General features: G+C 42.2%; 11 protein-coding genes. 1 reads left to right on the forward strand and 10 read right to left on the reverse strand.

Features of this window, described 5'->3' with window-relative positions; genetic code table 11:
- Positions 1 to 33: 33 nt before the first annotated feature.
- Positions 34 to 1,074, reverse strand: a complete 1,041-nt coding sequence (locus KXQ82_RS19465) for a tetratricopeptide repeat protein (RefSeq protein ID WP_219490427.1) — start codon at positions 1,072 to 1,074, stop codon at positions 34 to 36.
- An 83-nt stretch (positions 1,075 to 1,157) separates the two neighbouring features.
- Positions 1,158 to 3,761: a DNA gyrase subunit A gene (gene gyrA, locus KXQ82_RS19470; protein ID WP_219490429.1), complete on the reverse strand. Its 2,604-nt coding sequence runs from the start codon at positions 3,759 to 3,761 to the stop codon at positions 1,158 to 1,160.
- Positions 3,762 to 4,093: 332 nt separating this feature from the next.
- Here gyrA and KXQ82_RS19475 point away from each other — a divergent pair, with 332 nt between their 5' ends.
- Positions 4,094 to 4,942, forward strand: a complete 849-nt coding sequence (locus tag KXQ82_RS19475; protein ID WP_219490431.1) for a TraB/GumN family protein — start codon at positions 4,094 to 4,096, stop codon at positions 4,940 to 4,942.
- A gap of 16 nt (positions 4,943 to 4,958) precedes the next feature.
- Here KXQ82_RS19475 and KXQ82_RS19480 read toward each other — a convergent pair whose 3' ends face one another.
- From KXQ82_RS19480 to KXQ82_RS19515, 8 genes are all read right to left on the reverse strand, one after another.
- On the reverse strand, positions 4,959 to 5,354 hold the full coding sequence (locus KXQ82_RS19480; protein ID WP_219490433.1) for a hypothetical protein: 396 nt from the start codon (positions 5,352 to 5,354) through the stop codon (positions 4,959 to 4,961).
- The gene (gene hemF / locus KXQ82_RS19485) at positions 5,351 to 6,283 is read right to left on the reverse strand and encodes an oxygen-dependent coproporphyrinogen oxidase (protein ID WP_219490435.1); all 933 of its coding nucleotides are present in this window, start codon (positions 6,281 to 6,283) and stop codon (positions 5,351 to 5,353) included. The genes KXQ82_RS19480 and hemF overlap by 4 nt, the downstream gene beginning before the upstream one ends.
- Before the next feature lie 55 nt (positions 6,284 to 6,338).
- A complete protein-coding gene (locus tag KXQ82_RS19490; protein WP_219490437.1) occupies positions 6,339 to 7,571 on the reverse strand; it encodes an MFS transporter in 1,233 nt (410 codons plus the stop codon).
- 120 nt (positions 7,572 to 7,691) lie between these two features.
- Entirely contained in the window at positions 7,692 to 7,889 is a 198-nt protein-coding gene (locus tag KXQ82_RS19495) for a cold-shock protein (RefSeq protein ID WP_219490440.1), read from the reverse strand.
- 134 nt (positions 7,890 to 8,023) lie between these two features.
- Positions 8,024 to 8,659 carry a peroxiredoxin gene (locus KXQ82_RS19500; protein WP_219490442.1) on the reverse strand — a complete coding sequence of 212 codons (636 nt, stop codon included), beginning with the start codon at positions 8,657 to 8,659 and terminating at the stop codon, positions 8,024 to 8,026.
- Between the two features lie 143 nt (positions 8,660 to 8,802).
- On the reverse strand, positions 8,803 to 9,894 hold the full coding sequence (locus tag KXQ82_RS19505; protein WP_219490444.1) for a hypothetical protein: 1,092 nt from the start codon (positions 9,892 to 9,894) through the stop codon (positions 8,803 to 8,805).
- Complete coding sequence (locus tag KXQ82_RS19510; protein WP_219490446.1) at positions 9,894 to 10,529, reverse strand: ABC transporter ATP-binding protein; 636 nt, start codon at positions 10,527 to 10,529, stop codon at positions 9,894 to 9,896. The genes KXQ82_RS19505 and KXQ82_RS19510 overlap by 1 nt, the downstream gene beginning before the upstream one ends.
- Positions 10,530 to 10,668: 139 nt before the next feature.
- A partial coding sequence (locus KXQ82_RS19515; protein WP_369412495.1) for a D-alanine--D-alanine ligase occupies positions 10,669 to 11,702 on the reverse strand: 1,034 nt, incomplete at its 5' end.

Here is an 11,702-nt window from a genome sequence, read left to right on the forward strand (position 1 = left end):
CCTGAAAGCACAATCGACATTGCTTTCAAATTATTAATTGGTTAACTGCCTTAATTTAGATTCTACTTTTTTTAGCTGATTTTGATTTCCAGTTTGTAAATATAACATTTGTAACGCTTTTAAGCATTCTTCATTGTTCGGATTCATTTCGCTGGCTTTTTCAAGCATATCTCTTGACTTGCTAATACCGGCCCAGTATACATCATCATGCTTCTTTGCAGTAAAACACCGCTTCAAATATAATAACCCTAAGTTAAAAGTGGGATTATAATCCGCATTATTGATATCAATCAATTTTTTATAGGTACGCTCCGCATCCTGGAACCTGTTTAAATGATCATAACAGTTGGCAGCCATAAATAAAACATTCAGATCATTTGGCGCCAGGTATAACAACTCTTCCAATAGTGTATTTAACACTGCATAATCCTTTTTGTTGTTATAAATATTGGCTTCTTCAAAAAGCAGGTACTTATCGTGCCCGTATATGCTTAGCCCCTTTTGTATGGCCTGCAATGCTTTGGTAGTATCGCCAAGGGTGTTATAAAGTGTGGTAGCAGTTTGTATGTATTCTATCTTAGGTTTAGGTTCTGCCAATAACTGATCATAATATATTACCGCAGTTTTGTAATTACCCAATTTGTAATAAATATTAGCCAGGTAAGTATCTATCTGCTTATCGGGCACGTATCCTTTTGCAATATCAAAGTTTACTATGGCCTGCCTAAAGTTATTTTTGTCATAAAAGTCAAAAGCCTTACGCAGGTACACGTTGGCTATACAGCCCTTTACGTAATTCAATTCGGTAGCATAGCGGTATATTTTGCGATTAACCGAAAGCATATTTACCAGCCTGGTAGTTTGCCTTAATAAAGTATCCGGAAGTTTAAGTGTATTTAACGAATCGCGGTAAAGTATTGTGGAATATACTACCGCTTTGAAAGTATTTTTCTCAAGGTTAAGGCTATCGGCGTGGGTTTTAAACGATCCGTCGATAGCTTTTTTTGCCTCGGTTAAATATTTATAGTCGTTACTTTTATTATACAGGGCAAGGTTATTTGCTACATCCTTCATCGCTTCTGTTTGGCAAAAGGCAATGGAGGATGTAAAACAAATAATAACAATCAGTAAAAACGCTTTACGGATCATGTTGTACCTTATTCTGCTTTGTCGCCGGCTTCGGGTTCTGCGCCTTTGTCTTCAGCAGGTTTATTTTCGTCAGTTGCTTCTTCGGTTGTAGCTTCCCCCTCTGCTGCAGCGCCTTCTTCGCCTTCGGTCAGTTCTTCTTCAACTTCTTCTTCGCGCTCAATTTGCGCTACCGATGCAATGCTGTCGTTCTCTTTCAGCGTGATCAACCTCACTCCTTGCGTCGCGCGGCCCATTGATCTTAACTGATCCAAAGCGATACGGATAATGATGCCCGATTTGTTGATGATCATCAGATCATCCTTATCAGTTACACCCTTAATAGCTACCAACGGACCTGTTTTATCGGTTACGTTAATAGTTTTAACACCCTTACCTCCCCTGTTGGTAACGCGGTAATCATCAATATCAGTACGTTTACCATAACCGTTCTCAGATACCACCAAAACTGTTGTTTCAGCATCGTCAATAGCTATCATACCAACAACCTCGTCGGTAGGGCCACCTAAAGTGATACCCCTCACCCCTGTCGCGGTACGGCCCATTGGGCGCACTGTAGCTTCATTGAAACGGATAGCACGGCCGGAGCGTAACGCCATTACAATTTCACTGCTGCCGCTGGTTAAAGTTGCTTCTAACAAGGTATCACCTTCGTTAATGTTGATGGCGTTGATACCATTAGCACGCGGACGTGAGTATGCTTCCAGCGAAGTCTTTTTAATGGTACCTTGCTTGGTACACATAATGATGAAGTTATTTTTCAGGTATTCCTGGTCTTTCAGGCTGGTAAGCTTGATATAGGCTTTAATATTTTCTTCTTTCGGGATGTTGATGATGTTCTGGATGGCACGGCCCTTAGAGGTACGCGTTCCTTCCGGGATCTCGAACACACGCAGCCAGAAACAACGGCCCGCTTCGGTAAAGAACAACATATAGTTGTGGTTCGACGCGATAAGCAAGTGCTCAATAAAGTCGGCATCGCGGCTGTTGCTGCCTATAGCGCCCTTACCACCGCGCGCTTGTGTGCGGTACTCGGTTAAAGGCGTACGTTTGATGTAACCTTCGTGCGATATGGTAATTACCACATTCTCATCCTCAATAAAGTCTTCAGTTTGCATTTCTGCAGACGAGTGCACTATTTCGGTTTTACGCTCATCACCGTATTTCTCGCGGATCTCGTTCAACTCATCTTTGATGATCTGCATACGCAGGCCTTCGTCAGCTAAAACTGTTTTCAGGTAGTCGATCAGTTTCATTAGCTCGGCGTATTCAGCTTTGATCTTATCACGCTCCAGGCCTGTTAAACGGCGCAGCGTCATATCCAAAATCGCGCGGGCTTGTATATCGCTTAATTGAAACTCAGCCATTAAGCCCTCACGTGCTTCATCAGGCGTACCCGAAGCGCGTATCAACTTGATCACTTCGTCCAAATGATCTAAAGCGATCAGCAAACCTTCTAATATGTGAGCACGTTTTTCGGCTTCGGCTAATTCAAATTTGGTACGACGAACGATCACTTCGTGGCGATGCTCAACAAAGTGGTGTATCAGGTCCTTCAGGTTCAACAACATCGGGCGGCCATGCACCAAAGCAATGTTATTTACACTAAATGAAGTTTGTAACGATGTGTATTTGAATAAGTTATTTAAAACGATAGATGCATTGGCATCGCGTTTTACTTCGTAAACAATACGGATACCTTCGCGGTTAGATTCATCGCGGATAGCCGAGATGCCTTCTATTTTTTTATCATTAACCAGTTCGGCAGTACGCTCTATCATATCCGATTTGGTTACCTGGTAAGGTATTTCGGTTACGATGATACGCTCGCGGTCGCTGTTGTAAACTTCTATTTCGGCACGTGAGCGCAAAACGATACGGCCACGGCCGGTTTCTGATGCTTCTCTTGGGCCTTCAACACCGTAAATAATACCGCCGGTTGGAAAATCGGGGCCTTTTACGTGTTTGATCAGTTCGCTTATCTCAATATCGCGGTTATCAATATACGCCATGGTGGCATTGATAACTTCGGTTAAGTTATGTGGCGCCATGTTGGTGGCCATACCTACCGCAATACCCGACGCACCGTTAACCAACAGGTTAGGGAACTTTGCAGGCAATACGGTTGGCTCCTCCAACGAGTCGTCAAAGTTTAACTGGAAATCGATGGTATCTTTGTTGATATCAGCCAGCATCTCCTCGGCTATCTTTTGCAGACGTGCCTCGGTATAACGCATTGCCGCGGGGTTATCACCATCTATCGAGCCGTAGTTACCCTGGCCGTCAACCAATGGATACCGTAAGCTCCAATCCTGGGCCATACGCACCATGGTGCCGTAAACCGATGAGTCGCCATGCGGGTGGTACTTACCAAGCACCTCTCCTACTATACGGGCCGATTTTTTGTAGGGTTTATTCGCGTTTAAGCCAAGGTCGAGCATCCCAAAAAGCACGCGGCGGTGAACGGGTTTTAAACCATCGCGCACATCTGGCAAAGCACGCGAAACAATAACAGACATTGAATAATCAATGTATGCCGATCGCATTTCTTCATCAATGTTTATAGGAATTATTCTGTCGCGGGTACCTTCGTTGTTATCTATATCTTCAGCCATTGTTCTGTATTATTCCTTGTCGCTAAAAAAAGGTTTTTAGATTTAGGTGTATTTTAAGCGACCTGCGAAGATAACAAATAATGTGGTATAGGGGTACGTTGTGGATAAGTTTTGAAGTGTGGAGAGATTAGGATAAGCCAACTGGCCAAGCATTGCTTTTAACGCAAATCTCAAATGGTCAACCCATCAAATATATGTCTTAAAACTACTCTTTTCAACAAACAACGAAATTTAAAATATTAACTTTAACAGGATTATTTATGAAACCAGTCTTGATAATATCTTTTTTATTCTTTGGGCTTTTTTGCGGGCGCTTGCCGGTAAAAAATGAGATGCAAGTACAATCAGTGTTATGGAAGATACAGGCTCCTGGCTCGTCTAAAACATCTTATATATTAGGCTCAATGCATGATTTCGGAAAAGAATGGGTGGGTTCTTACCCTAAATTGGATAGCGTTATAAAAGTTAGTGATGTTTATTTGTGCGAAAACACCTCCATTGCAAATACAGGAAATACCGCCAGTGCTCCTGCTTCTCCAATTGTTACCCGGCTTAATGCAAAAGCTATTTTTGGTAAAGATTATGATAAGGTGAATGACTACTTTATTAAGAATACCGGTTCGGGATTAACACAAAATATTGATAGCGACAAAGACCCTGTAACAGTATTAAACGGAATGCTATTGTTTTTAAGAAATGAGTGGGCGACTGGAAAAGGGTTAAAGATATCGTTTGATGGCATGGATGCCGCATTGTTGGCAAATGCAAGGTCAAAAAAACTACCATGCATATCATTAGATGACGCACAAATTACCAAAGGAATAACATCAACTCCACTCCATATTAAAAATTCGGTAGCAGAGATAGTAGATTTTGTTAGTGAGTTAACCAATATGAGTTCGCCGGGGCATAACGAGGTCCACCAGGATCCATATTTAAAAACGCAGCAACTTTACAACAGTGGTAAGTTTAATTTCAACTTCGCTAATGACAATGATAGAGGCGAGAAACTCGAAAGGATCAAAACCCGTAACACTTTTTGGATGAAAAAAATTCCAGGATATTTAACAAATAACCGTGCGTTTATTGTTATTGGAGTGGCGCACTTAGACGGCAAAAGCGGTTTGCTGATGCAGTTAAAAAAACGAGGATTTAAGGTTACCCCGATAGACCTGCTTTGATCATTTCAACAAACAATTATTTAATTTTCCTCCAATGCTCCTCCACCACCATACCTGTAGGTAACGTACCCGATAATATCAGTTCGTTGTTTTTGATCTTGTAGTTGTAACGCACCGTTTTACCCAGCATAGTTGTAGGTTGGCTGCTAAAGGTTGATGTTTCAAAGCAGCTATCGGCTTTAAGGGTATAATTACCGGCTTCGTACTTTTCTGTTTTCATGCCTTTCTGGTAGGCATAGGCGGTAAAGCCTTTATCGGTGTAATTTCTTTGCAGGGTATATTCTTTGGGTGCGCCTTCGGCTTTACCGTTGTAAGTACCTCCCTGGAATATATAAGTGCCTTTAAGGGTACTTACATTAAATGAAGCTAATGCAAAACAGGTTAATAGTAAAAACAGTCGTTTTAATTTCATTCTACCCAGTTAATGCCTTTTTTAAGCAAATTTAAAGTCTTTTCCTCTTCCGACCCAGCTTCCGGCTGATAATTGTACAACCAGCGCGCCTGTGGCGGTAAGCTCATCAGTATGGATTCGATGCGGCCGTTGGTTTCCAACCCAAACTTGGTGCCTGCATCGTACACTAAATTAAACTCGGCGTAGCGGCTGCGGCGCTGGTACTGCCATTCCTGCTGCGCTTCGGTAAAAGGCTTATCGCGGTTGCGATTAACCAGTTTAGTATATGTTGGCAGGAACGAACGTCCTACTGCTTTCGAAAAAGTAAAAATATCTTCCCAGGGGTGCTCATCAGTAGCAGTTAAACGGTCGAAGAATATGCCACCTATGCCACGGGTTTCATGGCGATGCTTAATATAAAAATAATCATCGGCCCATATTTTAAAGCGGTGATAAGCATCGGTGCTAAAATCATCGCACACCTTTTTCAATTCGCCATGAAAAAAGCGGGCATCATCTTCAATTACATAGTGTGGGGTAAGATCAATCCCGCCGCCAAACCATTTTACTGCGGGCTTACCGGCTACAGGTTCCATTTCAAAGTACCTGATATTCATGTGGATGATAGGCACCAAAGGATGATTGGGATGTATTACAATAGAAACCCCTGTGGCAAAAAAATCGTTTTGCTCCACTTTAAGCGCGTTGCGCATGGTATCGGGCAATTGGCCATATACAGCCGAGAAGTTTACACCACCTTTTTCAATGATAGCGCCGTTTTGCATCACCCGGCTTTTACCCCCGCCACCGCCATCGCGCTGCCATTGCTCTTCAACAAATACCGATTGGCCATCCAAAGCTTCGAGGCCAGCGCATATTTCGTTTTGTATTTGCCGATAAGCCTCGGCTATCTGCTCTTTGGTTATGGTGGCTTTCTCTTCACTTATCATGGCTCAATTAAATTAGGTGAATGTTAATACGCTACAAAGTTGGTAATAGTTTTGTTTATTCTTCAATATAATCAAGGTCCTTACCAAAGCTTTCTTTTAACTGGCTTAGCGCGAACAGGGCTATAACTGTAACTATTCCCATCATAATATAACCGCTGTTTATATAACCGTGGTCTTTAACAAAGTATTTAAAAAGTATGGTGATTGGGATGAGCGCGCCCCTCACAAAGTTAGGAACGGTTGTGGTAACTGTTGAGCGGATATTTGTACCAAATTGCTCTGAGGCGATGGTTACAAAATTTGCCCAGTAGCCCACCGCAGTACCCATAAACAGGCAAAGCCATATAAAACGGTCGGGCGTAATACCATCAGCCTTTAAATAGAATATTACACTAACTACCGATATCAGCAAGAATGTTAAAATAGTTATTCTGCGCGATTTAACCAATTGCGCCAGCAGGCCCGCAAAAACATCGCCTATTGATATGCCCACATATGTATATAAAATACCTGTACCTGCGCTTAATGGTTCCGTAGCGTGTAAGGCTTTACCAAACTCGGGCGAAAGCGTTACCAATACACCAACCACAAACCACAGCGGTGTGCCAATCAATATACAGCACAGGTATTTCCAAAAGCGTTTGCCATTGGTAAAGAGCATCAGCATGTTACCTTTGGATACCTTCTTTTCGGCCACGTCTTTATACATGCCTGATTCGAACGTACCTAAACGGAGCAATAACAACAATATACCCAAACCGCCGCCAATAAAGTATGCCGTTTGCCATGCATAATGTTTAGCGATAATAGCTGCTGCAACAGCGCCGAACAAACCAATAACAGCAACCATCATGGTGCCATAGCCACGGTTCTCTTTGCTCATGGTTTCGCTTACCAGGGTAATGCCTGCACCCAATTCTCCAGCAAGGCCAATGCCTGCAATTAAGCGGATAATGGCATAGGTTTCTACATCATGTACAAAGCCATTAGCGAAATTGGCTATCGAGTACATCAGTATGGACCCGAAGAGCACCTTTATACGACCAAATTTATCGCCGATGATACCCCAGATGATCCCTCCCACCAATAGCCCGAACATCTGCATGTTTAGGATATGAATACCCTTTTCGGTGATCTGATCGGCCGGAACACCTATACCTGCCAAACTTTGAACACGTAATATGGAAAAGATCAGCAGATCGTATATATCAACAAAATAGCCAAGCGCCGCTACTGCGACAAGAAAAATTACGTTTCTCGAATTTTTTGAAGTATCGGTATTAGTCATCGTTTACTATTAAAATTGGTTGGGCTAAAATAAGTAAACAGATCAATATCGTACCATATCGCATAAAAAAACCTCCCGGCACCAGCCGGGAGGTTCAAATACATTTTATGATATGATAGCTTATGCCTTTTTTACGTTAACGGCTTGTAAACCTTTTCTGCCCTCTTCAACCTCATACTCTACCTCATCGTTATCTTTTATGGCATTTACACCACCTTGTACATCCTTAAAATGCACAAACAGATCTTTGCCTTCGGCGGTAACAATAAAACCATAGCCTTTTTGTGTGTTAAACCATTTTACTTTTCCAGTTGCCATAATAAATAATAGTAATGTATTAATAATTTTTTTAGGTCTAACAAACTGATTTTCGGGCACATTAAGCGTGAGGTATCAATTAATTAAACGTGTTAATTCAAAGTTATCAAAATATCAATACAATGCAAGAAAAATTATTTATTTGGCTGAGGGGTTATCCTGAGGTATGGTTTTACCAGTGTAAAGCCCTTAGGGAACTTGGCCGGGATGTCTTCAGTTTTGGTTGCAGGCACTACTACCACGTCCTCTCCGTCCTTCCAATCAGCAGGCGTGGCAACACCATAATTGGCGGTTAATTGCAACGAATCGATCACACGCAGTATCTCCACAAAGTTTCGGCCTGTTGATGCCGGGTATGTGATGATGAGCTTAACTGTTTTATCGGGCGCTATAATAAACAATGATCGCACAGTAGCATTTACCGAGGCATTAGGGTGTATCATATCATAAGCTTCGGATACTTTGCGATCAGGGTCGGCAATGATCGGGAAATTAACCTCTACCCCTTGCGTTTCGTTAATGTCTTTTATCCAACCATCGTGCGATTCTACTGAATCAACACTTAGTGCCAGTACTTTTACATTGCGTTTTGCAAACTCATCTTTTAAGGCTGCGGTGCGGCCCAGCTCTGTTGTACAAACAGGCGTATAATCACCAGGGTGCGAGAACAGTACGCCCCAGCTGTCGCCTAAATAATCGTAAAACGTAATCTCACCTTGTGAGGTTTTTGCAGTAAAGTTTGGTGCGGCATCGCCTAATCTTAATCCCATGATATTGTTGTTTTAAAATAAAGTCTACTAATTTGATAGATTATTACGAAGGTATATTAGTTTGAGATAAAGTTCATAATTTATTTGTAAAAATTAGGGCGCAAAGATTTGACAACTTTTAAAAAGTTGTCAAATCTAAATGTCTAATCGCTTTCCAACGGATTGGGTGGTTTGATAATGTAAGCGAGTATTAAAAACAGGGGGATCAGGGCCAAAAGATATCCACACATAATGATCCAGAAGGCGATAACGAAAGTTCCCATTATCCAGCCCATATATTTTTCCATATCCAAACCAAAAGGATATAACAGGCAATGGAAAAACAGAATGACACCTAAACCAAAGGCCAGCAGGTAAACCGCCGTAACAGGCGAAAACCGGGTAAACAGCCAGGCAGCTTCAGGAATAAGCAATAAAGCGTACACGCCTAAAAAAGACAGGAACAGTTTGAGCTTGCTGTAAGGTAAGGTTTTGGAGAAAATGAGGTAAGTTTCTTCAAACCTGCGCTCCTCAAATATTACAATAGCATGTGCCACCGTAATGGCTAATACAGCAATGGCTGCTACGCGGGTATCATGGCTCACATCGGCAAACATGATAAACACACCATTAATAATAGCGTATGATAACAACTTGGTTATCAAATAGGTTACCTTTAATTTATTAAACACATGGTACAGGTATAAACTAAAATACGGTTTCTTCCATTTTTTGGTAAAACGCATCACTGCCGACTGCTTGCTGCCATCAATCAGGTGGTTTACAAGGTACTTGTAAAACCATGCGCTGAGAGCGATGATCCCGATAAGGTATGCGAGAATACACATAGCTGATAACACATAATAATGATAAACAGCCACCACTATACTTAGGCTCCCATAAACTAATACCGGCAAACTAACGGCCACCTGTACCACAAACCAGCTGCTAAACTGTTTCTGCCTGGTGTATGATGTACTGCTGTAAAACAAAAATTGTTGGTGAGGGCCTAATATCTGCCCGGCGATGTAGTGCCAGCATTTGAATGTGTACAACAACCATACGCCAAACACAATGCTCATCATAAGTGGACTTGTAATAAATGCCAGCATGAGCGCCATATGATAATTAAGCAGTTGCGCGGGCTCTACCAAACCAAACAGCACCAAAAACAAAAAGAACAAAATACCGCCATGTACTTTGTAAAAGCCATTTGCAAATATTTTGAGCAGTACGTTAGTTAATGGCTTATTCATCAGCTAATTACCTGCAGGGTTTGGTTCTCTACTAACAATACCCCTACTTGCTGTATCTCGGCGGCATCAAGTTCCTGGTGTGATGAGAGCATGAAACTTACGCCTTTTTCACGATGCAGATCGCTTATCCAGGTATATAATATTTTTAGGGAATCGGTATCAATAGTGATAAGCGGTTCATCCAGTAGTATCAGTTTGGGTTCGCCTAAAAAAGCCAATAATAAGGATAGCTTTTTAAGCATCCCGCTGGAATAAGTACCTATTGGCCTGTCAACATATCCCTGCATGCCCATGCTTTCAACATAGCCCTGCTCCTGCCCTTCGGGCGCCTCTTTAGCATCGGCAAAAAGCTGGATCATTTCCGTACCCGTTAAAAACTCCGGGAACAGCGGTTCGGCTTCGGCAAAGTTTACGTACTTGCGGTAATCAACAGGTTGTTTTTTGATGCTGATACTGCCATCCAAAACAATATCGCCATTAAAGGACAGTATCCCGGCAATTGATTTAAGCAGAGTGCTTTTACCCGAACCGTTAATACCTTTAACCCAATAAATACCCGCATCCAAAGCCAGATCGGGCACTTTTAAAGCGGCAATACCGCCGTAAAGTTTTTTAAAGTTATGGAATTGGAGCATGAGTTTTAGATTTTGGTGCTTTTGCTTTGTTACATACCCGATGTGAATGCAATAGTTCCTGCTCTTGGCCGCAGTGACCCAGTTTTGGGGGAAGAAGAAAACACATATTCCATCTTACCTCTTCCATTTTACATACGTTCTATGGGTTTATCAGCGCATCATAAAACTCCACAATATCCATGCCTGCAGCACGTACCTGTTGCGGTATCAGGCTGGCTTCGGTTTGGCCGGGTGTAGTGTTTATCTCGATGAAATAAAAATCGCCTGTGCCTTCCTGCAATATAAAATCAAGGCGGGTCATACCGTGGCAATTCAATCGCAGGTAAACATCCTTTACAATGTGTGTGATGGTTTTGTTTTGCTCAGCGGTCAGGTTGGCAGGGGTAATTTCTTTTGATACCCCGGCAGTATATTTAGCCTCATAATCAAAAAACTCTTTCGAACTGATGATCTCGGTAGCGGGCAGTACTTTCAGCTCGCCGTTAAGGTGAACAATGCCAATGCTGAACTCGCGGCCTTGAATAAACTCCTCAACCAATATCTGTTTATCCTCGTGGAAAGCTTTTTCTAACGCCTCGCCCAAGCCGGCTATGTTATGCACCTTGCTCATGCCTACACTGCTGCCGCCATTATTGGGCTTAATAAACAGCGGGAATTTAAGGCGCGATACCACGGCTGCCACATCAATATCATTATGGTGGAACAACTGCATGGATTTGGCCGTATGTAAACCCTCAATGCCTTGTACAATAGCCTTGGTATACGCCTTATTCATGGTAATGGCCGATGTGGTGGCATCGCAGGTATTGTATGGGATGCCGAGCATATCAAAATAGCCTTGCAGCTTACCATCTTCGCCGGGTGTACCGTGTACGGTGATAAAAGCGAAATCGAATTTTATCTTATTCCCGTTAAGGGTAATGCTGAAATCGTTTTTATCCACGGGCAACTCTGCTCCTGCTTCGGTTACATACACCCATTTTTCACGCGATATCAGGATGGTATAAACATCGTATTTATCGGCTTTAATGTTTTGCGCTATGTAGGCTGCACTTTTTATGGATACATCATATTCGCCGGAATAACCACCGGCCAAAAGGGCTAAATTCTTCTTCATCATACGTTCAAAGATATGGAAATGTGCGTATGTGCAAATGAGGAAATGTGCAAATT

It is taken from the genome of Mucilaginibacter rivuli (genome assembly GCF_019391655.1).
In the GTDB taxonomy this organism is placed as follows: domain Bacteria; phylum Bacteroidota; class Bacteroidia; order Sphingobacteriales; family Sphingobacteriaceae; genus Mucilaginibacter; species Mucilaginibacter rivuli.

Excerpts from the sequence above, each read along its gene's own strand:
- hemF (WP_219490435.1), bottom strand. The coding sequence starts at position 6,283 with ATGATAAGTGAAGAGAAAGCCACCATAACCAAAGAGCAGATAGCCGAG.
- KXQ82_RS19510 (WP_219490446.1), bottom strand. The coding sequence starts at position 10,529 with ATGCTCCAATTCCATAACTTTAAAAAACTTTACGGCGGTATTGCCGCT.
- KXQ82_RS19500 (WP_219490442.1), bottom strand. The coding sequence starts at position 8,659 with ATGGGATTAAGATTAGGCGATGCCGCACCAAACTTTACTGCAAAAACC.
- KXQ82_RS19480 (WP_219490433.1), bottom strand. The coding sequence starts at position 5,354 with ATGAAATTAAAACGACTGTTTTTACTATTAACCTGTTTTGCATTAGCT.
- KXQ82_RS19495 (WP_219490440.1), bottom strand. The coding sequence starts at position 7,889 with ATGGCAACTGGAAAAGTAAAATGGTTTAACACACAAAAAGGCTATGGT.
- KXQ82_RS19475 (WP_219490431.1), top strand. The coding sequence starts at position 4,094 with ATGCAAGTACAATCAGTGTTATGGAAGATACAGGCTCCTGGCTCGTCT.
- gyrA (WP_219490429.1), bottom strand. The coding sequence starts at position 3,761 with ATGGCTGAAGATATAGATAACAACGAAGGTACCCGCGACAGAATAATT.
- KXQ82_RS19490 (WP_219490437.1), bottom strand. The coding sequence starts at position 7,571 with ATGACTAATACCGATACTTCAAAAAATTCGAGAAACGTAATTTTTCTT.
- KXQ82_RS19505 (WP_219490444.1), bottom strand. The coding sequence starts at position 9,894 with ATGAATAAGCCATTAACTAACGTACTGCTCAAAATATTTGCAAATGGC.
- KXQ82_RS19465 (WP_219490427.1), bottom strand. The coding sequence starts at position 1,074 with ATGAAGGATGTAGCAAATAACCTTGCCCTGTATAATAAAAGTAACGAC.